23 protein-coding genes are annotated in these 25047 nt (G+C 74.6%); 14 read left to right on the forward strand and 9 right to left on the reverse strand.

Annotation, left to right across the window (positions count from 1 at the left end):
• Positions 1 to 150: 150 nt before the first annotated feature.
• Positions 151 to 1188, reverse strand: coding sequence for a helix-turn-helix transcriptional regulator (locus ACFY2K_RS06910; protein ID WP_387710003.1), 1038 nt, complete (start codon positions 1186 to 1188; stop codon positions 151 to 153).
• Between the two features lie 106 nt (positions 1189 to 1294).
• Here ACFY2K_RS06910 and ACFY2K_RS06915 point away from each other — a divergent pair, with 106 nt between their 5' ends.
• Both ACFY2K_RS06915 and ACFY2K_RS06920 read left to right on the forward strand, forming a co-directional pair.
• Complete coding sequence (locus ACFY2K_RS06915; protein WP_380643215.1) at positions 1295 to 1693, forward strand: VOC family protein; 399 nt, start codon at positions 1295 to 1297, stop codon at positions 1691 to 1693.
• A gap of 77 nt (positions 1694 to 1770) precedes the next feature.
• Positions 1771 to 2106 carry a hypothetical protein gene (locus ACFY2K_RS06920; protein ID WP_380531155.1) on the forward strand — a complete coding sequence of 112 codons (336 nt, stop codon included), beginning with the start codon at positions 1771 to 1773 and terminating at the stop codon, positions 2104 to 2106.
• Between the two features lie 34 nt (positions 2107 to 2140).
• Here the strand turns inward: ACFY2K_RS06920 and ACFY2K_RS06925 are convergent, their stop codons facing one another.
• The gene (locus tag ACFY2K_RS06925) at positions 2141 to 3649 is read right to left on the reverse strand and encodes a tyrosinase family protein (RefSeq protein WP_380531152.1); all 1509 of its coding nucleotides are present in this window, start codon (positions 3647 to 3649) and stop codon (positions 2141 to 2143) included.
• Positions 3650 to 4064: 415 nt separating this feature from the next.
• On the opposite strand from ACFY2K_RS06925, the gene ACFY2K_RS06930 reads away from it, so the two are divergent.
• Entirely contained in the window at positions 4065 to 4541 is a 477-nt protein-coding gene (locus ACFY2K_RS06930) for a MarR family transcriptional regulator (RefSeq protein WP_380531150.1), read from the forward strand.
• A 69-nt stretch (positions 4542 to 4610) separates the two neighbouring features.
• On the opposite strand, the gene ACFY2K_RS06935 is transcribed toward ACFY2K_RS06930, so the two are convergent.
• Positions 4611 to 5369, reverse strand: coding sequence for a polysaccharide deacetylase family protein (locus ACFY2K_RS06935; protein WP_380592181.1), 759 nt, complete (start codon positions 5367 to 5369; stop codon positions 4611 to 4613).
• A 7-nt stretch (positions 5370 to 5376) separates the two neighbouring features.
• Positions 5377 to 7425 (reverse strand): glycosyltransferase, encoded by a 2049-nt coding sequence (locus ACFY2K_RS06940; protein ID WP_387710005.1) that lies wholly within the window; start codon positions 7423 to 7425, stop codon positions 5377 to 5379.
• A 364-nt stretch (positions 7426 to 7789) separates the two neighbouring features.
• Here ACFY2K_RS06940 and ACFY2K_RS06945 point away from each other — a divergent pair, with 364 nt between their 5' ends.
• The 4 genes from ACFY2K_RS06945 (at position 7790) to ACFY2K_RS06960 (ending at position 12099) form a co-directional block, all read left to right on the forward strand.
• Positions 7790 to 8626: a hypothetical protein gene (locus tag ACFY2K_RS06945; protein ID WP_387710007.1), complete on the forward strand. Its 837-nt coding sequence runs from the start codon at positions 7790 to 7792 to the stop codon at positions 8624 to 8626.
• A gap of 160 nt (positions 8627 to 8786) precedes the next feature.
• The gene (locus ACFY2K_RS06950) at positions 8787 to 9581 is read left to right on the forward strand and encodes a YcnI family protein (RefSeq protein ID WP_387710008.1); all 795 of its coding nucleotides are present in this window, start codon (positions 8787 to 8789) and stop codon (positions 9579 to 9581) included.
• Between the two features lie 214 nt (positions 9582 to 9795).
• Complete coding sequence (locus ACFY2K_RS06955) at positions 9796 to 11166, forward strand: TolB family protein (RefSeq protein ID WP_387710010.1); 1371 nt, start codon at positions 9796 to 9798, stop codon at positions 11164 to 11166.
• Between the two features lie 222 nt (positions 11167 to 11388).
• Complete coding sequence (locus tag ACFY2K_RS06960) at positions 11389 to 12099, forward strand: DUF6193 family natural product biosynthesis protein (protein WP_387710012.1); 711 nt, start codon at positions 11389 to 11391, stop codon at positions 12097 to 12099.
• Positions 12100 to 12138: 39 nt separating this feature from the next.
• On the opposite strand, the gene ACFY2K_RS06965 is transcribed toward ACFY2K_RS06960, so the two are convergent.
• Positions 12139 to 14478, reverse strand: a complete 2340-nt coding sequence (locus ACFY2K_RS06965) for an ATP-binding protein (protein ID WP_387710013.1) — start codon at positions 14476 to 14478, stop codon at positions 12139 to 12141.
• A gap of 318 nt (positions 14479 to 14796) precedes the next feature.
• Between ACFY2K_RS06965 and ACFY2K_RS06970 the strand changes: the two genes are divergently transcribed.
• Positions 14797 to 16149 carry an MFS transporter gene (locus ACFY2K_RS06970; RefSeq protein ID WP_387710015.1) on the forward strand — a complete coding sequence of 451 codons (1353 nt, stop codon included), beginning with the start codon at positions 14797 to 14799 and terminating at the stop codon, positions 16147 to 16149.
• A gap of 60 nt (positions 16150 to 16209) precedes the next feature.
• Positions 16210 to 17058 (forward strand): SAM-dependent methyltransferase, encoded by an 849-nt coding sequence (locus ACFY2K_RS06975; RefSeq protein WP_380527048.1) that lies wholly within the window; start codon positions 16210 to 16212, stop codon positions 17056 to 17058.
• 28 nt (positions 17059 to 17086) lie between these two features.
• Here the strand turns inward: ACFY2K_RS06975 and ACFY2K_RS06980 are convergent, their stop codons facing one another.
• Together ACFY2K_RS06980 and ACFY2K_RS06985 are read right to left on the reverse strand one after the other, a co-directional pair.
• Positions 17087 to 18325: an MFS transporter gene (locus tag ACFY2K_RS06980; protein WP_387710017.1), complete on the reverse strand. Its 1239-nt coding sequence runs from the start codon at positions 18323 to 18325 to the stop codon at positions 17087 to 17089.
• Positions 18295 to 18651 (reverse strand): MFS transporter, encoded by a 357-nt coding sequence (locus ACFY2K_RS06985; RefSeq protein ID WP_387710019.1) that lies wholly within the window; start codon positions 18649 to 18651, stop codon positions 18295 to 18297. The genes ACFY2K_RS06980 and ACFY2K_RS06985 overlap by 31 nt, the downstream gene beginning before the upstream one ends.
• Before the next feature lie 121 nt (positions 18652 to 18772).
• Between ACFY2K_RS06985 and ACFY2K_RS06990 the strand changes: the two genes are divergently transcribed.
• Positions 18773 to 19441, forward strand: coding sequence for a TetR/AcrR family transcriptional regulator (locus tag ACFY2K_RS06990; RefSeq protein WP_387710021.1), 669 nt, complete (start codon positions 18773 to 18775; stop codon positions 19439 to 19441).
• 58 nt (positions 19442 to 19499) lie between these two features.
• On the opposite strand, the gene ACFY2K_RS06995 is transcribed toward ACFY2K_RS06990, so the two are convergent.
• Positions 19500 to 20711: a CapA family protein gene (locus ACFY2K_RS06995; protein ID WP_387710023.1), complete on the reverse strand. Its 1212-nt coding sequence runs from the start codon at positions 20709 to 20711 to the stop codon at positions 19500 to 19502.
• 285 nt (positions 20712 to 20996) lie between these two features.
• Between ACFY2K_RS06995 and ACFY2K_RS07000 the strand changes: the two genes are divergently transcribed.
• From ACFY2K_RS07000 to ACFY2K_RS07010, 3 genes are all read left to right on the forward strand, one after another.
• Positions 20997 to 21638: a DUF4360 domain-containing protein gene (locus tag ACFY2K_RS07000; protein ID WP_380527055.1), complete on the forward strand. Its 642-nt coding sequence runs from the start codon at positions 20997 to 20999 to the stop codon at positions 21636 to 21638.
• 311 nt (positions 21639 to 21949) lie between these two features.
• Positions 21950 to 22321 carry a hypothetical protein gene (locus tag ACFY2K_RS07005; protein WP_380527057.1) on the forward strand — a complete coding sequence of 124 codons (372 nt, stop codon included), beginning with the start codon at positions 21950 to 21952 and terminating at the stop codon, positions 22319 to 22321.
• A 218-nt stretch (positions 22322 to 22539) separates the two neighbouring features.
• Positions 22540 to 23358, forward strand: coding sequence for a DUF4328 domain-containing protein (locus ACFY2K_RS07010; protein WP_387710026.1), 819 nt, complete (start codon positions 22540 to 22542; stop codon positions 23356 to 23358).
• A gap of 54 nt (positions 23359 to 23412) precedes the next feature.
• On the opposite strand, the gene ACFY2K_RS07015 is transcribed toward ACFY2K_RS07010, so the two are convergent.
• Positions 23413 to 23856, reverse strand: coding sequence for a MarR family winged helix-turn-helix transcriptional regulator (locus tag ACFY2K_RS07015; RefSeq protein WP_380592203.1), 444 nt, complete (start codon positions 23854 to 23856; stop codon positions 23413 to 23415).
• 60 nt (positions 23857 to 23916) lie between these two features.
• Here ACFY2K_RS07015 and ACFY2K_RS07020 point away from each other — a divergent pair, with 60 nt between their 5' ends.
• A complete protein-coding gene (locus ACFY2K_RS07020; RefSeq protein ID WP_387710028.1) occupies positions 23917 to 25041 on the forward strand; it encodes an FAD-dependent oxidoreductase in 1125 nt (374 codons plus the stop codon).
• Positions 25042 to 25047 lie beyond the last annotated feature (6 nt).

The following is a 25047-nucleotide window of genomic DNA, read 5'->3' on the forward strand; positions in this document are numbered from 1 at the left end:
GCGGAAGGGACTGGACTCCGCCACCTCCCCGTTCACCTGGTGGTGGGGCACCCTGGCCGAGGAGCGGGCCGCCTGGCAGGAGACGAAGGCGTGGCCGGCGCAGCGGCGCCGACCGGCAGTTCGGCCTCACCGGCTGCCGGCCCGCGCGGCTCAGGTGTGGCCGGTGGTGTTGCCGGTGGCGTGGTCGGGGGCTTGGCCACGGGTGTAGGAGGCGAGGCGGTCGGCCAGGGCGGCGACGAGGGCGCGTAGTTCGTCGGGCCGCTCGATGGCGAACGGCCGGTCCAGTGAGGCGAGTACGGCGGGCAGCCAGTCGAGCCGCTCCGCCCGCAGCTCGACCGTCCGCCAGCGCTCGGCCGTCGCGTCGTCCTGGAGGGCGACGCCCTCAGCGGCGTCGTCCGCCAGGCGCGCGACGCTCGCCGGGAGCCCGGCGCGGATCTGCCCGACCGTCCCGTGGATCCGGACCGTCACCTCGTACCGGTAGTCGGCCGTGGCGAACGCCGACAGCACGCGGTCCGCCGGATCCGGGCCGTCGGGCACGTCGAAGGAGCCGGGCAGGGTGCGGGCGTCCGCGATCCGGTCGAGGCGGAAGGTCCGGTCCTCGTCGATCAGGGCGTCGCGGCCCGTGACGTACCACCGGCCCGCGTGGGCGACGATCCCGTACGCGTGCAGGGTGCGCTCGGTGCGGCGCCCGTCGCGGCCGGTGTGGTGGAGGGAGACCGGTCGGCGGTGGCGGACGGCGTCGGCGAGGGTGAGCAGGACCTCGGCGTCCGGGGTGTCGAACTCGCCGGGCCGGTCCGTGAAGGCGAGGGCGTCCAGGAGCGAGTCGAGCCGGCGGGCGAGGTGCTGGGGCAGTACCCGGCGGATCTTCGCCGCCGCCGTCTCGCCCGCCGTGCGCTCCGCCGTGCTCAGGCCCGCGCGGCGGCCGGCGAGCAGGCCGAGCAGGACGGCCAGCGCCTCGTCCTCGCCGAGCATCAGCGGGGGCAGCCGGTACCCGGGGGCGAGCCGGTACCCGCCGTAGCGGCCGCGCACCGACTCCACCGGGATGCCCAGCTCGCTCAGCTGGTCCACGTACCGCCGCACGGTGCGCCCCTGGACGCCGAGCCGGTCGGCGAGTTCGGCGACGGTCCGGGTGCCGCCGGACTGCAGCAGCTCCAGCAGGGTCAGTACGCGGGCGGTGGGTCGGGGCATGGTCGAAGCCTAGGCGGAATAGAGGACCGGTTCTGTCCGGTATCCCGCCTAGCCTGCGACGTGCAGGTTCCCGAGTCCCGTTTCAGGTTCAGCCAAGGAGATCCCCATGGACTTCGTCTCGATCCGCGTCATCACCGCCGACGTCGCCCGCCTCGTCGCCTTCTACGAGCAGGTCACCGGGGTGCGGGCGGTGTGGGCCACCGAGGACTTCGCCGAACTGGGGATCGGCGGGGCCACCCTCGCGATCGCCGGCACCCGTACCGTCCCGCTGTTCGCCCCCGGCTCGGCCCGCCCGGCGGACAACCACAGCGTGATCACCGAGTTCCTGGTCGACGACGTGGACCGCGTCCACCGCAATCTGACCGCCGTCCTCACCGAGGTGGTCGCCGGTCCCACCACGATGCCCTGGGGCAACCGGTCGCTGCTGTTCCGCGACCCCGACGGCAACCTGGTCAACTTCTTCACCCCCGTCACCCCGGCGGCGCGGCAGAAGTTCGCCCGCTGAGCCCGCTGCCCGCCGAGCCCGCTGCCAGGGGAGGCCCGCCCCTGGCCCCCGCGAGTCCGGTTCGACAGAATGTTCCGGTGACGAACTGGACCCGGATCCTGACGATGACCCGCAGCAACTTCCGTGCGGCCGACCCGGTCGAGCGGTGGACCGCCCGGGCGGCCTGGGCGCTGCTGACGGCGACGGCCTGGCTGCTGGTGATGTTCACGACCGTCTTCGGGGCCGAGGTCGCCGGGGTCCCGATGGGCACCGTGAGGTGGCTGGCGATCGTGCTCACGGTGGCGGTCCCCGCCGTCTCCTGGGCCGCCGTCACCTCCGGCGGCCCAGGCGGCCCCGGCAGCCGCAGCGGGACGTCGGCGTTGACGGTCGCGCTGCTGGTGGCGGCCGTCCTGCTCGTCATCGCCTTCGTCTGAGAGGTCGGGGGAGAGCGACGGGAGGGGCCGCGGGTTACGCCTCGCCGGCCAGGAGGCGGGCGTTGACGGTGGGGTGGCCGGCCTGGGCGAGGGGGAAGGCGGTGCCGACCTTCTCGGAGTGCCCGGGGACGTCGATCCGGACGCTCAGGGTGCGGTCCAGGACCTGCTCCCTCGTCAGCCGGAAGTCGATGTTGACGGTGGCGTGCTTGGCGCACGTCTCGCACTGGCGCGGGTTGTTCGGCTGGAAGAAGAACCGCTTCGCGACCGGCTCGCCGTCGGCGAGCAGGCTGACGACGAACGAGCCCGGGATGTTCAGCCGGTTGATGCCCTTCACCCGCACCGAGACCGGGTCGGCGCTGCGGAAGGAGAAGGTGCGGGCGGCGTCGATGCTGCCGGAGAGGTTTTCCATGACGGTCTCCGCGGGGGCGGGGGGCAGGTCCAGCCGGTCGTACCCGATGTCGGTGGCGATGGTCTGGTCGGCGGTCGCGGTGAACGGCGGCAGCGGGTTGAAGCTCGGGTCGGTGAGCCAGCTGTCGTCCCCGCCGGCGAGGGTGGTGCGGAACCCGGCCAGGGTGGTCGCGGTGTTGAGGTGCTGCCAGCGCAGCCACAGCCGGTCGATGTTGCAGTGGAAGAACCAGAAGACCGGGTCGAAGGCGGAGACCTCCTGGACGCCCATCGTCGGCCCGACCGATCCGTGGCCGCTGTCGTGGGCCTGGATCGAGAACTTCTGGTAGCCGTTGATGTCGGACGCGCCCCAGAGGGACTGGGCCATCGACGTGGCGATGTCGTCGAGGACCCCGAAGCTCGTCACGTTCGCCGTGATCTCGGCGACCGGGTAGCGCTCGGTCGTGTACGGGAAGAGCCCGGTGACCGGCGGCGTCGCGGTGGCGCCGGGGTCGGCCGGCAGGACGTACTGGTCGAACGGCGGGTGCTGGAGGCGGTCCGGCAGCGGGGTGGAGATGTCCCAGTAGGGGAGCGTCACGTCCTGGCAGCCCGGGACGGAACGCAGCGCGTCCTCGAACTCGCGCAGGTAGACGCGGTGCCAGGGGTTGAAGCGGGGCTCGTGGTGCAGGCACCAGGCCTTGGGGAGCCCGTGCTGCCCGGCCAGGGTGAAGTAGCCGTCCGGTGCGGTGCTGGAGCGGGCCATGACGCCGTTGAACGCCGTTGTCAGGAGGGCGAATTCGGCGTCGGTGAGCGTGGTGACGTCCTTGCGCAGCCGGGCCGGGGCCGCCCCGCCGGGCGGCGTCGTGACCGGTGTCGAGGTGCCGAGCGGGAAGCCGTTGACGATCCAGTTCTTGAAGGTCTGCGAGCGGTTGGCGCTCCACTTGCCCGCCGCGTCCGGGGGCATGCCCGCGTTGGGCGGCGAGGTGTGGGCGAAGATCGTGAGGGCGTTCTGCTTCACCCCGTCGTAGGTGCCGAGGTCGATGCCCTTGGTGGCCATGTGGGCCACGTCCTCGGGGCGGAAGTAGGTGCGGATGTCCGCCAGGTACGTCGGCGCCGCGACGACCGGATCGGGGTCGGGGGTGGTCGGGGGTGTGGTCACGGGTCCTCCGGCGGGCTCGGGGCGGGTGCTCGGGTCGGCTGCCGGGCGCGGCGTCGGCGCCCTCGAACAGCGATCGCGAGTATGCGGGAGCCCGAAAGGTCTCTGTACGACCGACACGTGCCCGGGTGCGGAGATACGTCGACCGGCCGTCGGAGCGTGACCCGGTCCGGGTGCGCGGCGCGGGGCCGGTGACCTCGCGGTTCGACGACATCGATGTAGACCGGAGCCGCCGACCGTGGGTAGGGTGTGGCTGCTCCCGCCCGTCCGCGGCACCGCGTGCCCGTGGTCCTCGCGCCCTCCGCGCGTTCCGTACCGCTCACCGCCGGTACGACTCGGCCCGGCGCGGGCATGGGCGTCGGCACTCCGGGGCCCGGACCGGAGGTGGTGCAGCCCTCTCCCAGCGATTGGATGGCACGTGTACGACGGGCGGAAGGGATCGTCGAGTCCCTTCGAGCAGACGGTCTACCTGCTGTCCGCGGCCGGCCGGGCGGCGGACGGCCTGCTGGCGGACCGCTGGCGGGCCCGGGGGATGGGTCAGACCCACCTGTCGGTGCTCGCGGCGCTGTCCCGGCAGGGCGCGCACGCCCGGCCCGACCTCGCCGCCCGGCTGCGCCTGCCGGAGGCGGAGGTCTCCGGGGCGCTCGACGAACTGCTGGCCGCCGCGCTGGTGCAGTCGATGGTCGTCCAGGTCAACGGCCGCCACGAGGTGGTGACCCTCACCGCTGCGGGCGAGGCCGCCCTGGAGGGGCTGCACGGCGACGCCGCCAGCGTCCAGGAGGACCTGCTGGCCCCGCTGACGAAGGGCCAGCGCACCGAACTGAACGCGCTGCTGCGGCGGGTGTGCGCCCGGGCGGCCCGCATCGCGGCCGGGCCGCAGTCCGTTTCGGGCTGACGCGCCGGGGCCGCCGACGCGCCGGGTTCCGTCGTCGGTTGACGCGCCGGGTTCCGTGGTCGGTCCGGTTCAGGCCGCGCCGCCTCGGGGCCCCGCCCCGACCCCGTGCTCGCGGAGCGGGCCGACCTGCCAGCCCCGGGTGGCGCAGTGGTCGAGCAGCCGGGGCAGGGCGCCGAGGGCGGAGCGCCAGGCCTCGGGGGCCGAGGTGCAGTCCGAGTCGTGCAGCAGGACGGTGCCGCCGCCGTAGAGGTCCGCGGTGACGGTGCGGTGGACGGTGTCCGGCGTGGCGCGGCCGGTCCAGTCCTCGCCCCAGCTCGTCCACAGCACCGGGGCCAGGCCGAGCCGGCGGGCCGCGAGGTGGGCGCCCGCGCTCATGACGCCGTACGGGGGCCGGAACCACTGCGGCGCGGTGCCGGTGAGGTCGGCGACGGTGTCGCGGGCCCGGCGCAGGTCCTCGTAGGTGGCGCGCGGCCCGCGCAGCAGCAGCGGGCGGTGCGCCCAGCCGTGCACGGCGATCTCGTGCCCGGCGTCGGCGATCTCCCGCACCAGCGCGGGCGCGCGGACGGCCATCGAGCCGAGCAGGAAGAAGGTGGCGTGCACCTGGCGCTCCTGGAGCAGGGCCAGGAAGGCGGGCGTGGAGGACGGGTCGGGGCCGTCGTCGAAGGTGAGAGCCACGTGGTCGGGGCGGCCGGTCCCAGCGAGCCGGGGCAGCAGCCGGTTGCGCAGCGGTCCGTAGGTGGAGAGCACGGGAGCCGCGTGGAGGGCGGTGACGGCGACGGCGGCGGTGGCAGCGGCGGCGCCGAGCAGCGGGAGCGCGCGGGGCTTCATGGGGGCCTCAGGAAAGGGAGTTCAGCGCGCCGAGGCGCGGCGGGCGGTGGGAGGTGAGCAGGCGGTTCATGGTCGTGGTGAGCCCCGCCGGATCGGCGCTGCCGCACTCGACCAGGACGATCTGGCCGGGTCTCAGCTGCGGGGTGACGGCGCTGCCGCAGGCGATCCGGAGGTCCGGGACGACCAGGTGCTCGCGGTGGTAGGCGGCCAGGCCGAGGTCGAGGGCGTCCACGTCCCGGCTGGAGAGGAAGAAGGAGCTGCCCGCGCCGGTGGCGGAGCGCAGGGCGTCGGCCCCGGCCTCGACGGAGTCGCGGCGGGTGACGATCCCGCTCTGGTAGGGCGGGCCGTAGCCGGCGTTGACCAGGGTGAGCCCGGCGGCCGCGAAGCGGCGGACCTCGGCCGGGTCGGCGGCGGCCTCGTCCGTGTCGACCGAGACGGCGGCCTGCACGGCCGACAGGGCGCGCAGGGTGGCGTCGTCGAGGTGCCCGCCGTGCGGCGGGTGCACCACGAGGAAGGCCCGGCCGGTGCGGCCGGCGTCGACGGCGTCGAACCCGCCGTAGGCGACGGCGAGTTGGGTGCCCGCGGTGGACAGCCAGGCGGTCGCGCTGAGCGCCGCGACCGCGAGGCCGACGCGACGGCCCGGGCGGCGGTCGGGGCTGCGGTCGGGGCGGCGTGGGGTGGGAGCGGAGGCGCGGGTGGGGATGGCTTCCCGGTCGGGGCGGCGGCGTTGCGCGGGGATCAGTGGTGGCGGTCCGGCGTGCACCGGGGGCGCGGCGTCGGCCGGTACGGCGGGGGAGGCGGCGGAGTCCGGTAGGGCGGGGGAGGGGGCGGAGCCCGGTACGCCGGGAGAGCCACCGGCGGCCCGTACGGCGCCGGAGGAACCGGCCGCGATGGCCGCGATGGCCTCCGCCGGCCCGGACGCGTCGCGGTGCAGCGCCAGCCCCGCCTCCCGGTACCGGCGCCCGGTGGGCCCGTCGACCATGGCGGTGAGCACGGCCGCGAGCTCCGCCGGGTCGCGGACCCAGGGGGCCAGGCCCGCCTGGTCGAGGGCGGCCGCGTTGGTCAGGCCGTGCCCGGGTATGCAGCGGTAGCTGACCACCGGCAGGCCGCAGGCGAACGCCTCCAGCGAGGTCAGGCCCCCGGCGTTCTGCACCAGCACGTCGCAGGCGTGCATCAGGCCGGGCATGTCCCGGACCCAGCCGAAGGCGTGCTCGACGCCGTCCGCCCGCAGCCGTTCCGCCAGGGCCCGGTTCTTCCCGCACACCACGACCGGCACCGCCGCCCCGGTGGCCCGCACCTCGGCGGCCACCCTCGCCACCTCGCCCACCCCCCAGGAGCCGGCCACCAGCAGGGCCAGCGGTGCGCCCGGAGGCAGCCCGAACCGGTCCCGGGCGGCCGTGCGCAGGGCCTCCGTGGTCGGGGTGAACCGGGGGTCGACCACCGGGCCCGCGACCGCGACCCGCTCGGCCCCGTGCGCACGCGCCTGTTCGGCGGGGACGGGATGGGCCGCCAGGTGGAGGTCGACGCCGGGCGCCACCCAGAGCGGGTGCACGGAGAAGTCGGTCAGGTAGACCGCGGCGGGCACCGCCAGCCGACCCCGGCTGCGCAGGGTGCCGAGCACCTGCCCGGCGATCGGGTAGGTGGCCACCACCGCGCGGGTGTCCGGCGGCAGCGCGCGCAGCAGCTTGCGGTGGGTGCTGCGCTGGATCAGCCGGATCAGGGCGCCCGGCCGGCCGGTGGACTCGGTGCTGGAGTAGATCCGCTGGTAGGCGGAGGGGGCGATGGTCAGCAGCCGCCGGTAGCACTCCGAGACCAGTGGTCCGAGCCCGGCGGGGACCAGGTCCAGGAAGTCCCAGCGGTCGACGGTGTGGCCCGACCCGGCCAGGCGCAGGGCGAGTTGGGCGGCGGCGCCGTCGTGCCCGGCGCCCACGCTCGCGGAGACGATGACGACGCGCCCGGCGGCGGTCCCGGCGGCGGTCGAGGCGGCTGGCGCGGACGGGCGGGACGCGTCGGCGTGGTGCGCCGATGCCTCGTGGAGGTGCGGGAGTTGCGACACGATCGGCCGATCCTCTGGCGGTGACGGGGCAGGGGCGGGTGGCTTCCGGTGCCCGTCCGGGCACGATCCGGTGCCCGGACGCGGCCGGGGCGCGGGGGGAAGCCGCCTGGTGCGACGAGCGGCGGCTGGGGCCGCGGCGAACCGCGGCACGGTCAGGATGACAGGGGCTTGCTGAAGATCCGCTTAAGCTCAACTACCCCTCCGGCGTGCCGCGATGAAGGCCTGCGGCCCGGTTTCCCGGACGGGTCGTACGGCTGTGGTAGCCGGGGCGGGGTGGGCCGAAACGCCGCCGGGCGCCGGATCGGGGACGAATCAGGGGAGACCCCGACGGGGCCCAGGGATCCCGTGCCATGATGGCGCCGCCATGACCGACCTCGACGCCGGGCCCGCACCGCTACCGGTGCGCGCCGCCGCCCTCGACCTTCGCGTGCTGCGGGCCCTGCCCTTCGCGACGGTCTGCCTCGTGCTGTCCGCCGCCGGGCACGTGCTGGCCTCGGGGGACCGGCTGTCGCCCGGCGTGCTGCTGCTCGGGTGGGTGCTGGTCGCGGCGTTCGCCGTGGTCGGTGCGCGGCGGGAGCGTTCGGCCCGGGCGATCGTCGGCGCTCTGCTGGGCGGCCAGGCGGGCCTGCACCTGTTGTTCCACGCGGCCGGGGCCGCTGCCGGGGCTGGTACCGGGGCCGGGCAGTCGGGGACGGCGCGGGGCGGCACCGGTGGGACGGCCGGAACGCCGGATATGAGTGGGATGCCGGACATGGCGGGCATGCCGGGGATGGCCGGGCGTCGGAGCGCTGCCATGACGCACGTCACGGCGAGCGCAGGCGCGGGCACCGCCCACCACACCGCCGTGGCGGCGAGCCACCTCGGCTTCTGGTGCCATGCGACGCTCGTCGGGCTGAGCCCCGCGATGCTCCTGGCGCACCTGGGCGCGACCCTCGCCGCCGGCTGGTGGCTGCGCCGGGGCGAGGCGGCGGTGTGGGCGCTGGTCCGGCTCGCGGCCCGCGCCGCCGAGGCCACCGGGCGGGCCTGCGCGGCTCAACTCCGAGGCGTACTGGCCCTGTTCACGGCCCTGCGGGACGGGCTGAACGCCCCCGGGCGCGCGCTGCGCCGGGCCTCGGGCGCCGACCGCTCGGGCCGGGCGTGCTCGGCCTTCCTACGGCACGTGGTGATCAGGCGCGGCCCGCCGGGGTGTGCGACGGCGTGACCGGAGCGGGGACGCTCCCGGGCCAGGCCGTCCTCCCGCCCCCGATCACCCACCGCACGCGACCTCCCGTACGGCGGCCGACGACGTCCCGGTTCGGACACCGGCCCGCCGCCCGCCCGTGCGCGGCCACGCGTGCCCTCCTCTGGAGAACGACCGCATCATGCGAGCTTCCCGCCTGACCCGCCCGACTCCCTTGACCCGCACCACCCGCCTGGCCGCCGCTGCCGCCCTGGCGGCCGCGACCGTCCTGGCCGCCGCCACCACGGCCTCCGCGCACGTCATCGTGGACCCGTCCAGCGTCCCGAAGAACGCCACCGACCGGACCTTCGCCTTCCGGGTGCCGAACGAGGACGACACCAAGAGCACCGTCAAGGTGGAGATCGACTTCCCGACCGACCACCCCGTCCCGTCCGCCCTGGTCGCGCCGGTGCCCGGCTGGACCGACAAGATCACCACGACCAAGCTCACCACCCCGATCCACACCGACGACGGGGACGTCACCGACGTGGTCTCCCAGGTGATCTGGACCGGCGGCCAGATCAGCCCCGGCCACTACCAGGACTTCACCGTCGAGCTCGGCGCGCTGCCCGAGGGCACCGACCAGGTGGTCTTCAAGGCCCTCCAGACGTACAGCGACGGCAATGTGGTGCGCTGGATCGAGGAGCCCCAGGCCGGACAGCCGGAGCCGAAGAACCCGGCCCCCGTGCTGCACCTGACGGCCGCGGCCGCCGACGGGGACAGCGCGGGCGCCGCGACTCCGGCGCCGTCGGGCGGTGCGACGGCAGCGCCGACGGCGACGGCGACGGCTGCGGCTGCTGCGGCGAAGGCCGACGCCAGCGACTCGACCGCCCGCGGTCTCGGCATCGCCGGCATCGTGGTCGGCGTGCTCGGCGTCCTCGCTGCGGCGGCTGGCGTACTGCTCGGCCGCCGCGGCCGTACGGGCACCTCGGCGTGAGCCCCGGGCCGGTGCGGCGCTCTCCTGCCGCACCGGCCCGGCCCCGGCGGCGTAGCGGAGCGGGAGGTTTCGGCCGGAAGCCCCGGCGGTGGCGTGTTTCCGGACGACCTGGCCCACGGTCGTTGACCGGCCGTCCGCGCGGGCGGTTGGCTCGTCCCGAACCGGGCCGCGGGGGGTGTTCGGGCCCGGCACCGTCATCTGGGGAGGATGATCCATGACCACCGCCCGCACCCGTCGCCGGTCGGCCCGCGCCGCCGCCGTCCTGGTGGCCGCCCTCGCGGCCGGCGCCGCGATGCCCGCCGCCGAGGCCCGGCCGCCCAAGGGCGAGACCGCCCGGGTCAGCGAAGGCCCCAAGGGCGAACAGCTCGACGGCTACTCGACCGCCCTCGGCCTGAGCGACGACGGCCGCTACGCCCTGTTCTCCTCGACCGCCACCAACCTGCTGCCGCTACCCGGTACCCCTAACAACGTCGAGATCTACGTCCGGGACCTGCGCAACGGCCACGTCGAGCGGGTCAGCGTCGCCGACGACGGATCCAAGCTGAACGCCATGACCTTCCAGGCCTCGATCAGCGGTGACGGCCGGTACGTGGCGTTCAGCGCCAGTGCCACCAACGTGCTGCCTGGCGGCGCCAAGCACCGCAGCGACGTCTACGTCCGCGACCGCTGGACCGGCCGCACCGAGCTGGTCACCGCGGGCGGCCTGCCCACCACCGACGACCAGAGCCGCTACGACGCCGAGAGCCCGTCGATCAGCCGGGACGGGCGCTACGTCGCCTACGTGTCCAACCGCGGCGACCTCGCCAGCGGCGCGGCGGTCACCGGCCAGAACAACGTCTACGTCACCGACCGCCGGACCGGCACCAGCCGCCTGGTCACCGTCGGCGCGGACGGCACGGCCGCCGAGGCCAACTCCTTCGACCCGACGATCAGCGCCGACGGCTCCACCGTCTCCTTCGGCTCGCGGGCGGGCAACCTGCTCCCCGCCGCGACCCCGGCCGCGACCGCGGCCCCCGCACTGGCCCGGCCGCACTACTACCCCTACTACGTCTGGAAGGCCGGCACCGGCCGGATCGCCGCCGGCAGCCTGGACGCGGCCGGGCACCTGGGCGACGCCGCCCACGACGCCCGGATCAGCCGGGACGGCCGCTACCTGCTCTACTCCCTCGCGACCTACGGCCAGGGCAGCCCCGGCCACGGCGGCACCCGACTGGACGTGTACGCCCACGAACTGGCCACCGGCCGGACCACCCAGGTCGACACCGGGCTGTCGGGCAGCACACCGGACGGCGAATCCTCCGGCGGCGAGATGACCGCCGACGGCCGCTGGGTCTACTTCGACTCCGCCGCCGACAACCTCGTCCCCGGCGACACCAACGGCGCCGTCGACGTCTTCCGCCGCGACCTGCGGACGGGGACGACCGAGCGGGTCAGCCTCACCCGCGACGGCGCCCAGAGCACGGCCGCCTCCTCCGCCCCCCGGGTCGATGCCACCGGCGACACCGTGATCTTCAACGCCGACGACGGCAACCTCGTCCCGGGGGACACCAACCTCCTCCAGGACGTCTTCCTGCGCCGCCCGTGAGACGGACCACCTGCCGGTCACCCCGGTGGTAGCGTGCCCCGACACCGTCGAACGGGGAGGGCCGGCAGGTGGACCAGCAGTTCCGCCGTACCGCCGTCACAGCCCTCGGCGCGCACCGTCCGAGCAGAAGGCATCGACCCCGGCCGGCGCCCGGCCCGAGGTGAGGAGGACCGTAGCCTGATCGACGGAGACCGTCGATGCGCTCGGCGGCATACTGGTCGGATGGGCTTCGAGGTGGGGTCCGGCGAGGACGACTGGGGTGGCGTGACGCTCGGGGAGAGGTTGCTGCGTGCGGCGGAGGGCCTCGGGGTCGTTCTGCCTGAGCACGAAGGACCGTGGAGGGGCACAGCCGCGTACGTCGACGCGGGGCTCGACCGGCGGGTGTGGGTGCGCCCGGCCGACGAGCAGCGTCGGACCTTCTGGGTGTACCTCCAGAGCAATGGCCGGTGCCTGGCCGGCGGGTCGACCGCCGACCCGGCCGAGGTGGTCAGGGCGGTGGTGGCCTGGACGGGTGGAGCGGGGCTCGCGGGAACCAGGGAGCAGGCCCCGTGCATCGAGTTCCGCCCTTGGGCCCTCGCGCACGAGCGGGAGCCGCTCGGTGCCGTCGAGCTGGAGTGGTGCCGCCGACTCGACGGCATCCACATGCCGCCGATGAACCGGTTCCCGCGCGTGCATGCGCTGCTGGCGGCGGCGTACGCCCAGCCGGTGCTCCGCCAACTGATGCCGGTGACCAGCCACTTCAACCTCGGGTTCTCCACCAGCATCACGGCGAAGCGGACCACGACAAGGGTCGGGCCCATGATCTGGCCGCACGACGAGGGGTTCTACGGGGTACGGAACGGGGGCACGTTGCTCGCGCGCTTCGAGACGCCGGAGGAGGCCGTGGCCTTCGTGGTGGCCGTCCTGCCGGAGGGGATCGGAGCGGCGCGTTAGAGCGCCGTTCGAGCGGCTCGGCTCGGGATCCGAGGCCTGCTATCGGTCCGTGTCCGGGGCGGCGTCGAGGCGGTGGAGGCGGGCCCGGACGGCTTCGGCGTCGCGGTGCTGGAGGTCGTCCAGGATGGCCAGGCCGCGGGTCCAGTCGGCTCGGGCGGCTTCCCGGTCGCCGAGGGCGAGGTGGGTGTCGCCGAGGTGGGTGTGGATGTCGGCCTGGAGGAAGTAGTCGCCGACCGCCCGCCGCAGGTTCAGGGACTCGTGGTAGGCGGGCAGGGCCTCGCGGTACTCGCCGAGTCGGTGGTGGATGTAGCCGATGCTGTCCCAGATGGAGGACTGGCCGGGCAGGTTGCCGGCCTCGCGGGCGAGGTCCAGGGCGCGCCGGCAGTGGGTGAGCGCGGCGCGCAGCTCGCCCTGCTGGGCCAGGTACCAGCCGATGCTGTTGAGGGCGAGGGCCTGTCCGGAGGGGTCGCCGAGTTCTTCGAACAGGGCCAGGGCCCGTCGGGACTCGGCCACCGCCTCGGCGTCGTCCCGGACCTCGCCGTGGGCGATGGCGAGGTCGAGCCTGGTGCGGCCCTCGCGCGGCCGGTCGCCGGTCTCCTCGAACAGGGCCAGGGCCAGGCGTAGTTCGCGCTGGGCCTCGGGCTGGCGGTCCTGGGAGCGGTGCACCTGGCCGAGCCAGCGGTGGGCGTGGGCCCGGCGGTCGGGGTCGCCGGCGCGTCGGGCGGCGGCCAGCGCGGTCTCGCCGGCGCGCTGCCACTGCTGCCACAGGCCCGACTTGAGCAGGTAGGGCACCTGGGCGCCGACCAGTTGCCAGGTGTGCAGGTCGGCCCCGGCCGCGTGCGAGGCGTCGACGATCCGTTCCAGCACGGGCTGTTCGTCCCGGTACCAGGCGAGCGCCTGCTGCCGGTCGGTGAGCTGTTCGGGTGTCACTCCGGCGGCGGGGCGGGCGAGGTCGAGCGGGTGCCAGGAGGCGTCGTCGGCGTAGGCGAGCCCGGCCGCGCGGTGGGCGGTGTGGAGGTAGTGGTCGAGCATCCGCCGGGTCGCCCCGGCCCGGCCCTGCGGTGGTTCGAGGGCGGCCGCCTGTTCGGCGGCGTACGCGCGCAGCAGGTCGTGGAAGGTGTACCGACCGGGTTCGGGTGCGGTGATCAGGTGGGCCCGGTGCAGGTCCTCCAGCAGGGCGCGGGTCTCGGTCGGCGGGCGGCCCGTGAGGCTCGCGGCCGCCGGCACGCTGATGGTGGGGCCCGGGTGCAGGCCGAGCAGCCGGAACAGCCGGGCGGCCTGCGGGGCCAGGGCGTGGTAGGACCAGGAGAGCACCAGGCGGACGTCGGCGTGGCTGTCGCCCGCCGACAGCAGGTCCAGGCGGGCCCGGGAGTCGCGCAGCTCGCGCGCCCAGACGCCGAGCGGGGTGCCGGGGTGGTCGGCGGCCCGGGCGGCGGCGATGTTGAGGGCGAGCGGCAGCCGGGCGCACAGCTCGATCAGTTCGTCGACCGCGTCGGGCTGTTCGGCGACGGTGGTCGCGCCGAGGCGGCGGGCGAACAGTTCGCGGGCCTCCTCGCGGGAGAGCACGTCCAGGGCGATCGGTACCGCGCCGTCCAGGGCGACCAGGCCGGGCAGCCGGTTGCGGCTGGTGACGACGACCAGGCAGGTGGTGGAGCCCGGCAGCAGCGGGCGGACCTGCTCCGCCTCCCGGACGTTGTCCAGGACGATCAGCGTCCGGGTGCCCGCCAGCCGGCTGCGCAGGAGCGCGAGCTGCCCGTCGGGGTCGGCGGGGATCCGCAGGGCCGGGACGCCCAGGGCGTCCAGGAAGCCGCGGGCCACGTCGGCGGCGTCGACCGGGGCCCGGGCCGGGTCGAACCCGCGCAGGTTGGCGAAGAGTTGGCCGTCGGGAAAGCGGTCGGCCACCCGGTGGGCGAAGTGCACGGCGAGGCTGGTCTTGCCCACACCGGCGGTGCCGGCGATCGCCGAGATCACGACCGCGCCGCAGCCGGGGGTCACGTCGGCGAGCAGGGCGTCGAGGGCCCGGAGCTCACCGGCCCGGCCGGTGAAGTGCCGGATCGCCATGGGGAGTTGCTGCGGGCCCGAGGCCCCCGGGGAGGGCAGCGGCGGCGGGGAGGGCGGCGGCGCGCTCTCCGGGGCGGGCACGGCGGGAGGCGCATCGCTCTCCCGGGCGGCGGCCAGCCAGTGGGCCCGGGCGTCCGGGGCGACGCCGAGGGCCTCGGCGAGCCGGACCACCGAGGACATCCGCGGTCGGCGGCCACCGGCCTCCAGCGCGCTGATCGACCGGGCCGACACCCCTGAGCGGTCGGCCAGTTCGTCCTGGCTCCACCCCACCGACAGACGTCGCTCGCGCAGCAGCGCGGCGAAAGCAGCAGCCCCCACCCGTTCCCTCCGGATTCCCTGCGCACCGTGTCGCCGCCCCGCCCGGCCGACCCGGATCGCGCCTGAGCGTAGTCCCCCGGAGGCCAAGTGTCAGGTCAACGTCAGGTCAACGTCGTGGTCGTCGTCCTCGTCCCGGGGCGAGGATGAAGGCTTGGCCCGACGGTGTCGGGCCCGTCCGGCGGCGAGGCGCGGTTACGGGGGTACCGCGGCTCGCCGCCGCACCGGCCGCGCGCCGGCCGTCGCCGGGTCGCCGGGTTCGCGCCGCAGCGGTCGCCGAACCCGATTCCGCCGCAGGTCGAACGGTGTCATGCTGACGCCATGACAGATCGCATCGATACCGCCCCCGCCCGTGACGGGGTGCACGACGGGGGCCGGCGACGGGAGTTGGCGGCGGCGACGGTGGGGTCGGTGGTCGAGTCCTTCGACTGGAACGTGTACGCCGTGCTCGCGCCCTACTTCGCCGCCGACCTCTTCGGCCACGGCAAGGGCGGGGTCAGCGGCACGCTCGCCGCGTACGCCACCTTCGCGGTCGGCTTCGTCGCCCGCCCGGTCGGCTCGTACCTGATCGGCCGGCTCAGCGACACGCGGGGGCGGCGCTTCGCGCTCAGCCTCGGCATGGCCGTGATCGCCGTCGCCAGCCTGGGCCTCGCCGTGCTGCCGGGGCAGCGGACGATCGGCGTCTGGGCGGCGGTGCTGGCCGTCGTGGTGCGGGTGGTGCAGGGGCTCGCCTTCGGCGGGGAGGCGCCGAGCGTGGCCGCGTACGTGACCGAGACGGCGCCGCCCCGGCACCGGTTCGCGTTCAGCTCGGTCTCCTACGGCGGGATCATCCTGGGTTCGCTGCTGTCCTTCGGGGTGCTCACCCTGCTGATCCACGCCATCGGCAAGTCCGGTCTGGAGAACGGCGGTTGGCGCTGGGGCTTCGTGGCCGCCGCGCTGCTGGGGCTGGGCGCGGTGTGGGTGCGGCGGGCCGCGCCGGAGAGCGCCGAGTTCCACCGCGCCCGGGCCGCCGCCGGGCCGGGCGGGCGCCCGCCGTTCCTGCGCACGCTCCGGGAGCACCGCTGGGCGGTGCTCACCGTCTTCCTCAACACCCTGGGCGGCACGGTCGGTTACTACTTCGCGCTGACCTACCTGCCGCAGTACGCCGCCGCCTACCACGTCATCGACAAGGAGCGGGCGGCCTCCTTCATGACGGTCGTGCTGGCCGTGGTGCTGGCCACCATGCTGCTCACCGGCGCGGCCGCCGACCGCTTCGGCCTGCTGCCGGTGGCCCGGATCGGGTTCGGACTGCCCGTGCCGCTGGTCGGGTTCCTGCTGGCCGGGCTGCGCGAGGGCTGGCTGCCCTTCCAACTCGTGGCCGTGCTGCTGGGGATGATGGTGGCGACGGTGCTCGGCACGCTCAACGTGTTCACCGGCCTGCTGTTCCCGACCGAGGTGCGCGCGGTGGGCCTCGGCGTGGTCAACGCGGCCACCATCGCGGCCTTCGGCGGCACCTTCCCGCTGCTCGCCGCGTGGCTGGACTCCCACGGCAAGCTCGGGCTGATCCCGTTCTACGTCACGGTCTGCACGGCGGGGCCGGTGCTGGGCCTGCTGACGGCGATGCGGGTGCCCTCCTTCACCGCAGCGCTCCGGGAGGCGGAATCCGGGGTTCAGCGGACACCGGGAACCGCCTGACGGACGTTCACGTCCTGTGGTTGAGTGGTCCGGACCAGACGCCGGACGGGGAGGGCGACGATGGACGGCAACGGGCCGGAGAGCTGGCTGACCGAGGTGGACTTCGAGCCGCCGCCGCAGGTGGACCTGCGGACGGACCGGGCGCACTCCGCGCGGGTCTACGACTACCTGCTCGGCGGGAAGACCAACTTCCCGGCGGACCGCGAGGTCGGCGACCGGGTGCTCGCCGACCTCCCGGAGGCCCGGACCGCCGCGGCCGCCGCGCGCGCGGTGATGCACCGGATGGTGCGCCGACTGGCCGAGGAGCACGGCGTCCGCCAGTTCCTGGACGTCGGCACCGGCATCCCGACCGCGCCGAACCTGCACGAGATCGTCCAGGCGGTCGACCCGGCCTGCCGGGTGGTGTACGTCGACAACGACCCGATCGTGCTGGCCCATTCGCGCGCGCTGCTGAGCAGCACCCCGCAGGGGCGCACCGCCTACGTCGAGGGCGACCTGCGCGAGCCGGAGAGGTTCCTGGCCGATCCGGGGGTGGCCGCCACCCTGGACCTGACGCAGCCGGTCGCGCTGACGCTGATCAACATCGTGCACTTCCTCTCCGACGAGGCCGCGCACCCGCCCGTGCGCAAGCTCGTGGACGCCCTGCCCTCCGGCAGCTTCCTGGCCCTGAGCGCGGGCACGGCCGACAATGCGCCCGAGGCGGCCAAGGCGGGCGCCCGGCGTTACGCGGAGGCCGGAATAGAGGTCCACACGCGTTCGCACGCCGAGGTGGAACGTTTCTTCACCGGCCTGGAGCTGGACGACCCCGGCGTGGTCCTGATCAACCAGTGGCACCCCGAACCGGGCGACCCCGCGCAGCGGCTCGACGGCCAGGTCTCGGTGTACGGCGGCGTGGGCCGCAAGCCGTAGGCAGGCCGTCGCCGGCTCTGCCGCTCCCTCACGGACGTTGCCGAGGCCGGCGTCCGTGAGGGACCGGTCGTTCCCGGAGGAACAGGGACAGTACCGCCGGGACGACCATCACCCAGGCGGCGATCGCGAACACCGTGTGGGTGGAGGAGACGATCGCGTCCAGCGCGACGCGCTTCTGCTCCGGGTCCAGGGTGGGCAGGGCGGCGGTGTTCAACCGGCCGTCGGCGTCGGCGGCGCCCGCCGCACTGCTGAGCTTCGAGGCGAGTTCGCGGTTGAGTACGGTGCCGAACAGCGCCAGGCCGGCCGAGGCTCCGAGTTGCTGGGCGAAGCGCACCGAGGTGGTGGCCACGCCGAGGTGCTCCGGGCCGACCGCGCTCTGGGTGATCATCAGGCCGATGCCCAGGCAGAGCCCGAGTCCGAGGCCGAGCAGGAACAGTCCGAAGCCGAGGAACCAGAGCGTGGTGTCGGTCCCCAGGCCGGTGAAGACCACCATCGCGCCGGCGACCAGCAGGTGGCCGACGAGCAGCTGGTAGCGGTGGCGGCCGGCCATCCTGACCATGGCCTTCCCGGAGAGCACACCGGTGACGACCATGCCGATGGCCATCGGGAAGAACAGCAGACCGGCGCCGGTGGGGGTGAGCCCCCGGGCCTCCTGGAGGTAGCCGGCCAGGTAGGCCACCGAACCGGCCAGGCCGATGCCGCCGAAGAAGCCGAGCGGCACCATGATGCGGACGACCGGGTTGCGCAGCAGGGCCGGTGTGAAGATCGGTTCGGCCGCGGTGGTCTGACGCCAGGCGAACGCGGCCAGCAGGACGATCGCGGCGGCGCCCAGGCCCTCGATGGTCGGTGAGGTCCAGGCGTAGTCCTTGCCGCCCCACTGGGAGACCATCAGCAGTGCGCTCGCGGCTGCGGCGATGAGGGCCGCGCCCAGGAAGTCGATGCGGCGTCCGACCGGTGTCACCGGCAGTCGGACCAGCAGCGCGGACGTGACGAACGCGGCGATGCCCAGCGGGATGTTGAGGTAGAACACCCAGCGCCAGTTCAGATGGTTGGCGACCAGTCCGCCTGCGGCCGGACCGAGCACGATGCCCAGGCCCACCATGATCCCGCCCATGCCCGCCTTGCCCGAATCCTCCTCCGCGTGCGTCCCGCCCGGCCTGGTGAGCAGTCCGAGGACCACCATGGTCACGGATATCAGTCCGCCGCCGCCCACGCCCTGCACGGCCCGGAAGGCGATCAGCTCGGGCAGGTTCCGCGCGGGCCGCACAGGACCGACCCGGCCAGGAAGACGCCGAGCGAGAACAGGTAGACGCGCTTGGCGCCGTGGACGTCGGCCAGTTTCCCGTACAGCGGGAGCACGATGCAGTCGGCCAGGGTGTAGGCCGTCAGCAGCCACGGCAGGTGATCGACGCCGTGCAGCGGGTCGAGATCCTTGACCATCGTCCAGGACACCGCGCTGACGATGTTCTGGTCGAGTAGGCCCAGTAACAGGGTGGCGAAGCAGCCCGTCACGGCGATGACCACGTGCTTCCGGCTCATCGGCGGGTCGGCGCCCTCCCCGGGCACCGCCCCGACCGCTGCTGTGGTGTGCATCCGACTCCTCCTCCTGGGCGCGGTCGCCCGGTGGCGACCCCTGGGAGGATTTTTATAGTCACTAAAATGCTGTTGTCAATAAAATCTTTGAGCGACACAAGTGATGTGGTAGCGTGCCGGCATGAGCAACGGGACCGGCAGCCTGCGGGAGCGGAAGAAGCAGCAGACGCGGCGGGCCGTCTCCGAGGCGGCGATCGCGCTGTTCCTGGAGCGCGGCTTCGACAACGTCCCCGTCTCCGAGGTCGCGGCGGTGGCCGAGGTCTCGACGATGACGGTCTTCAACCACTTCCCGACCAAGGAGGACCTGGTCCTGCACCGCTTCGAGGACCACTTCGACGACATCGTCGCCGTCGTCCTCGACAGGGCCCCCGGCGAGTCCGCGATCGTGGCCGTGCGCCGGCGCTTCCTGGCCGGACTCGACCGGCACGACGTCGTGACCGGCCTCGACGACGACCCGCACGTCCTCGCCTTCCATCGGATGGTGCTCGCCGCGCCGAGCCTGCGGCTGCGCGTCCTGGAGCAGGCCACCCGCACGGTCGACGCGCTCGCCGACGCGCTCGCCGACGCGCTCGCCGAGCAGAGCGGGGCCGGCGTGCGGGATGTCGCGTCCCGTACGGTGGCGCGTACGGTGGCAGCCCAACTGTGCGGGGTGCAGGCCGAGTTGGTCCGGGAGAACGTCCGGCGACTCGCGGCCGGTGAGGCGGCCGAGGTGGTCCACCCGGACGCGGTGGCCGCCGCGCGGCGGGCGTTCGACCTCCTGGAGCACGGGCTGGGCGGCTACTGCGTGTGAGGTGCGGGCTCGGGCGGCTGCCGTGGGGGCGACGGGGGTGGCGTCCGCCCGGCGGGCGTCACGGTGCCATGGTGAGGCCCGCCGCGCCGGCGCCGCGGCTGAGCACCATCGTGCGGATGTGGTCCAGCGCGCGGACCCAGTCGGCGCGGCCCGGGTTGCGGCGGACGGCCTCGCGCAGGTCGAGCACCCGGTAGGGCGGGCCGAGGTCGGTGATCTGCGGGACGAACTCGGCCCGGCTCACCGTCCAGCGCTGCCCCGGCCCGGCGGGCGGACCGACGGTGAAGCGGGCGAGCGAGCTCCAGTTGCCGCGCGGGTCCTCGGTGTCGCCGTGGGTGAACATGTGCCCGGCGAGCTGGTCCCCGAGGCCGTAGACCGTCCAGGTGTCGCCGATCTTCTCGTAGGCCTGCGGGATGTGGGCGTGGGTGCCCAGGATCAGGTCGACGTCGGGGCGGCCCGGGCCCTCGCCGGCTGCGGCCAACTCGCGCGCCAGCGTGAGCTGTTGCTCGTTCGGGGTGTCCTGCCACTCGGTGCCCCAGTGGATGCTGACCACCACCAGGTCGGCGCCCCCGGCCCGGGCGGCGCGGGCGTCGGCGAGGATCCGGTCCCGGTCGATCAGGTTGACCGCCCAGGGCTCGTCCTTCGGCAGCGGGATGCCGTTGGTGCCGTAGGTGTAGGCGAGTTGGGCCACCGTCGCGCCGCCCGCCCGCAGCAGCGCGGGCTTCCCGGCCTCCTCGGCGGTGCGGGCGGAGCCGGTGTGGGCGAGGCCGACGGCGTCCATCGCGTCGAGCGTACGGCGGATGCCGGCCGGGCCGTCGTCCAGGGTGTGGTTGGACGCGGTGTCGCAGGAGGCGTAGCCCGCGTCCCTGAGCGCCTTGGCGACCTGGGGCGGGGACTTGAAGGCCGGGTAGCCGGTGTACGGGCCGCCGTCGGCGCCGTAGACGGTCTCCATGTGGCAGATGGCCAGGTCGGCGCCGCTGATCAGCGGTTTGACGCCGGCCAGCATGGCGGTGAAGTCGTAGCCGGTGCCGCCGGAGTCCTCCTTCGCCTGCTGGATGATCTCGGTGTGGGGCAGGACGTCGCCGGTGGCGACCAGGGTGAACGCCCTTGGCTCGGAAGGGGTTTGGCCTCCTGCCGTCGCGGTGGGGTCCTCGGTGGCCGTCGCGGTCCGGTCCCCGGTGGCGTTCGGCGTGGGTGCCGGGGCTCCGCAGCCGGGGAGGGCGAGCAGCAGGGCGAGGGCCGTGGTGGCGGTCCGGCGGCGGGGGAAGGGCACGGTCGTCTCGTCTCACGATCGGAAGGTGTGATCAACCCTCCGACTATGCGGGTGCCCTATCCACCGGACCCGCGCCCCACGCCCGCAGGTCACCCGGGGGGCCGCCGAGCCCGTCGACAGTGACCATGCGTCACCCCTTGTACACCGTCCGCGCGATGTGCTGACATAGCCACGTCAAACCCGAGGGGGCCGCGCTCGGCCTCGTCCGCAGCGCCGTCGCGCCGCCCTGCGCCGCAGCGCGCCGCTCCGCCCCCGAACCTCCGTGGACGATCGAAGGGGAAGCCCATGCTGCTCCGTACCCTGGCCGTCGCCGCCACCGCGACCGCCGCACTGGTCGGCACCTCGACCTTCGGCGGCGACTCGCTGCCGACCCCGCCGGACCGCATCGTCATCGACGTCGCGACCGTCAACGGCTCCGGCTGTCCGGCCGGAACCGCCGCCGTCGCCGTCTCGCCCGACAACACCGCCTTCACCGTGACGTACAGCAGCTACCTCGCCCAGGTGGGCGTCGGCTCCAAGCCCACCGACTTCCGGAAGAACTGCCAGCTCGACCTGCGGGTGCACGTCCCCCAGGGCTTCACCTACGCCATCGCCTCCGCCGACTACCGCGGCTTCGCCCACCTGGAACAGGGCGCGAACGGCACCGAACGGGCCAACTACTACTTCCAGGGCGACTCCCAGACCAGCTACCAGAGCCACCGCTTCGACGGCCCGAAGGACGACAGCTGGCAGGCGACCGACACCGTCGACGTCGCCGCCCTGGTCTTCGCCCCCTGCGGCGAGGAGCGCAACTTCAACATCAACACCGAACTGCGCGTCGCCGGCGGCAGCTCCGACCAGGCCCACACCACCAGCTTCATGACGATGGACTCCACCGACGGCAACATCAACACCACCTACCACCTCGCTTGGAAGCAGTGCCCCTGACCTCCCCGCACCCGCCCCGGCCCCGACGGAGCCCCGGCCGTCGGGGCCGCGGCGCGCCCGGGGGTGGTGCGGGCCCGGGGGTTGTGCGCGCCCGGGGCCCGTCGGACGGCGGGGAGGGGCCCGCCGTTCGGCTGGAGTCGTGGGGCTACCGGGCGGTAAGGCTCAAGTGACCATCAGATCGCCTTGATCGGCGCTTCGGCGGCTCCGTAGTTTGAACCCCCCCGCACCGTGATCCGCAGAACGACAAGGAGCCCCATGCGCTTCCACCCGCCCACGTCCGGCGCCACCGCGCCAGGGAACGAGTGCTGACCGTGGCCGCCTCCGCAGCGACCGCTGCCACCCTGACGCCGATCCCCGCCGCCGCCCAGCAGCGCGCCCTCGCCCTGTACGCCGAGGGCGCCGAGGTCAAGGCCGTCCGCGCGCTGCGCGAGGACACCTTCCTCGCCCTCCTCCACAGCCCGGCCGCCCTCGCCGCCCTGGTCCGCGACGGCAGCCTGCCCGCCACCCCCGCCGAGGCCGCCGCCCGGCTGGCCCGCGAGGACGCGCAGCTGCACGACGCACTGCTGCGCCTGCTGGCGCAGGGCGACCGCAACGGGGCGGTCCGGCAGCTGCGCCGCGCCACCGACCTCGACCTCGCCAACGCCCACCTGCTCGTCCGGGCGCTGGAGCGGCCGGCCGGCTGAGCCCGCCGCGCACGGGTGCCCGTCGGCTGCCGGGCCGGCCTCCCGACCCCGGTGGTGCGATCTGTCGGGTATCTGGCGATACCGCCCCTGACCTGCGAAAACCCACTGGCAGCCGGGGTCGCTGATCCCCTAGAGTCGGCGCGCCCGTCCCGGTCGGGGCGGTGGCGTACCGGTGTGCTCGGTCGAGCTGCCCGGCGATTCCAGGAGTTGACGATCCGATGAAGTGTGTGGCGTGCGGGGCGCGCCCGGTGGGGACGGACAGCGGACGCTGTTTCGGCTGCGCGGAGGCGGCCCCCGGATGGGCGGCCGCGCTGCGGCCGGCGAACGGCCTCGCCACGGCGCTGAACGTGCTGCTGGGCCTGGGCGCCGTGGCGGCGCTGGCGGTGGTCGTCCTGGACGTCTGGCTGGACGTGCTCGCGGGGCAGCTGCTGGACGGCGCGGACGGCGTCGATCCGGACACCCCGGCGGCCCTGGGGTCGGTGGTCCACACGTTCAACGGGGCGGTCGTCCCCGTGGGGCTGGCCACCGTGGTGGTGTTCATCCTCTGGTTCCACCGCACCCGCGGGAACGCCGACCTGCTGCTGCCGAAGGGGCACCGCCTCGGGCGCGGCTGGACCATCGGCGGCTGGTTCACCCCGATCGCCATGTTCTGGTTCCCCTGGCAGCTGATGGTGGACTGCTGGCGGGCCAGCGCACCTCTGGACGCCGAGGGCAGGCGCCGCACGCCGTCCGAGAGCATCGTCGCGGTGTGGTGGCTGACCTGGATGGGCTCCCTGATCCTCGGCCGGCTCGCCACGCTCAAGAGCACCGGCTTCACCGTGCGGGACTACGCCGACCTCGAGAGCCTGCGCATCGGCCTCCGGCTGGAGACCGCCGAGGAGGTCCTGCGACTCGTCGCCGCGATCACCGCGATCCTGATGGTCACCCGGCTGACGGCCATGCAGCGGGAGCGCCGGGCCGACATCAACCCGCTGGCGGCCAGGGCCGCCCAGGAGGCCCGCGTCCAGGCCGTGACGACGCCCTCGGCCTCGGCCTGACGGACCGTGCCGCCGCCCCGGGGGTGCGACCCCCGGGGCGTACCGGCCTGTGCCTCAGCTCTCCGTCGGTCCCTCCTGCGCGACGAAGCGGGCCAGCAGGTCGTGGAGTTGCCGCTGTTCGCGCGGGTCGAAGACCGCCAGCAGGCTCTGCATCGCGCCGCGGAACAGCGCGTCGGCCTCGCGCAGGTGCTGCTCCCCGTCCTCGGTGATCACGATCTCGTAGGCGCGGCGGTCGTGGGCCGTCCGGCGGCGTTCGAGCAGGTGCCGGCGTTCCAGGTCGTCGACGATCCGGACCAGGGTGGACTTGTCGATGCCGAGGGCCGCGCCCAGTTCGCGCTGGCTGCCGATCCCGCCGGCCCGGACGGTGGCGAGCACGGCGGCCTGATGGAGTTCCAGCCCGGTGGGCCGGGCCGCCTCGTTGGCGCCGGCGCGGGCGAGTCGGTGGGCGCGGTACAGCAGCAGTCCGAGGGCGCTCGGATCGATCGGCGGGGCCGTCATGCCGCCGATGCTACCGTGTTGAGAAAGTCTCAGCTGAGATGATCTCAACCTGGGGGTTTCATGCGCGTCCTGATCATCGGCGCGGGCCTGGCCGGCCCGTGCCTCGCCCACGGCCTGCGCAGCCACGGCCACGACGTCCGGCTCTTCGAGCGGGACGGCGCCGTCGACGCCCGCGCCCAGGGCTACCGGATCCACATCAACGGCGACGGGGACGCCGCACTGCGCACCTGGCTGCCCACCGCCGCCTACGAGCAGGCCGTCGCCACGTCCTGCCGGGCGGGCGGCGGCGTCACCATGACCGGCCCCGACCTGCGCGAGTTCACCGCCATCCCGCTCCCCCCGGACGCCGCGGGCATCACCGTCGACCGGCTCACACTGCGCCGGATCATGCTGCAGGGCCTGACGGACTCGGTCCGGTTCGGCGCCGGGTTCTCCCGCTACGAGCTGCCGGAGGACGGTACGGTACGGCTCCTCCTCACGGACGGCTCCGTCACCGAGGGGGACCTGCTGGTCGCCACCGACGGGGCCAACTCCGGCGTCCGACGCCAACTGCTGCCGCACTTCCCGGTCACCGCGTACGACAGCCGGCTGATCTACGGCCGCACCCCGTTGACCGCCCGGGCACGGGAGCTGACCCCGCCGCCGGCACTCGACGGCTTCCTGGGCGTACTCGGCCCGGACGGCCGCGGCCTCGCCCTCGCCGCCCAGCGCTTCCGCCGCAACCCGGCCGAACTGGGGCTGCCACCGGCGGAGGACTACCTGATGTGGGGCCTGACCGCCCCGGCCGGGAGGTGCGGCCCCGACTTCTTCCGACTCGGCGCCGCCGAGCTGCTGGAACTGGCGGCGGACACCGTCGCCGACTGGGCCCCCTCGCTCGGCGCGCTGCTGCGACTGGCCGAGCCCGGGTACCTCGTGCCCGCGGGCATCCAGGCCTCCGCACGCCCCGAACCGTGGCCGCCCGGACCGGTGACCCTGGTCGGCGACGCGGCGCACCCGATGCCGCCGGCCGGCCTCAGCGCCGGAGCCGCCCTCCACGACGCGGGCCTGCTCGCCGCCCGGCTGACCTCGGGCGCGCCCCTGCTCGACGCGGTGCGCCGCTACGAGCGGGAGATGCTCGACCACGGCTTCGCCGTCGTCGCCAGGGCCGTCCGGAACCACGAGGGCGAGTACGGGGACCCGCCGTGATCGGAG

The sequence above is a fragment of the Kitasatospora sp. NPDC001309 genome, assembly GCF_042896295.1.
Classification (GTDB): Bacteria; Actinomycetota; Actinomycetes; order Streptomycetales; family Streptomycetaceae; genus Kitasatospora.

Excerpts from the sequence above, each read along its gene's own strand:
- ACFY2K_RS06975 (WP_380527048.1), top strand. The coding sequence starts at position 16,210 with ATGGACGGCAACGGGCCGGAGAGCTGGCTGACCGAGGTGGACTTCGAG.
- ACFY2K_RS07010 (WP_387710026.1), top strand. The coding sequence starts at position 22,540 with ATGAAGTGTGTGGCGTGCGGGGCGCGCCCGGTGGGGACGGACAGCGGA.
- ACFY2K_RS07020 (WP_387710028.1), top strand. The coding sequence starts at position 23,917 with ATGCGCGTCCTGATCATCGGCGCGGGCCTGGCCGGCCCGTGCCTCGCC.
- ACFY2K_RS06915 (WP_380643215.1), top strand. The coding sequence starts at position 1,295 with ATGGACTTCGTCTCGATCCGCGTCATCACCGCCGACGTCGCCCGCCTC.
- ACFY2K_RS06955 (WP_387710010.1), top strand. The coding sequence starts at position 9,796 with ATGACCACCGCCCGCACCCGTCGCCGGTCGGCCCGCGCCGCCGCCGTC.
- ACFY2K_RS06945 (WP_387710007.1), top strand. The coding sequence starts at position 7,790 with ATGACCGACCTCGACGCCGGGCCCGCACCGCTACCGGTGCGCGCCGCC.
- ACFY2K_RS07015 (WP_380592203.1), bottom strand. The coding sequence starts at position 23,856 with ATGACGGCCCCGCCGATCGATCCGAGCGCCCTCGGACTGCTGCTGTAC.
- ACFY2K_RS06990 (WP_387710021.1), top strand. The coding sequence starts at position 18,773 with ATGAGCAACGGGACCGGCAGCCTGCGGGAGCGGAAGAAGCAGCAGACG.
- ACFY2K_RS06985 (WP_387710019.1), bottom strand. The coding sequence starts at position 18,651 with ATGCACACCACAGCAGCGGTCGGGGCGGTGCCCGGGGAGGGCGCCGAC.
- ACFY2K_RS06970 (WP_387710015.1), top strand. The coding sequence starts at position 14,797 with ATGACAGATCGCATCGATACCGCCCCCGCCCGTGACGGGGTGCACGAC.
- ACFY2K_RS07000 (WP_380527055.1), top strand. The coding sequence starts at position 20,997 with ATGCTGCTCCGTACCCTGGCCGTCGCCGCCACCGCGACCGCCGCACTG.
- ACFY2K_RS06910 (WP_387710003.1), bottom strand. The coding sequence starts at position 1,188 with ATGCCCCGACCCACCGCCCGCGTACTGACCCTGCTGGAGCTGCTGCAG.
- ACFY2K_RS06960 (WP_387710012.1), top strand. The coding sequence starts at position 11,389 with ATGGGCTTCGAGGTGGGGTCCGGCGAGGACGACTGGGGTGGCGTGACG.
- ACFY2K_RS06950 (WP_387710008.1), top strand. The coding sequence starts at position 8,787 with ATGCGAGCTTCCCGCCTGACCCGCCCGACTCCCTTGACCCGCACCACC.
- ACFY2K_RS06935 (WP_380592181.1), bottom strand. The coding sequence starts at position 5,369 with ATGAAGCCCCGCGCGCTCCCGCTGCTCGGCGCCGCCGCTGCCACCGCC.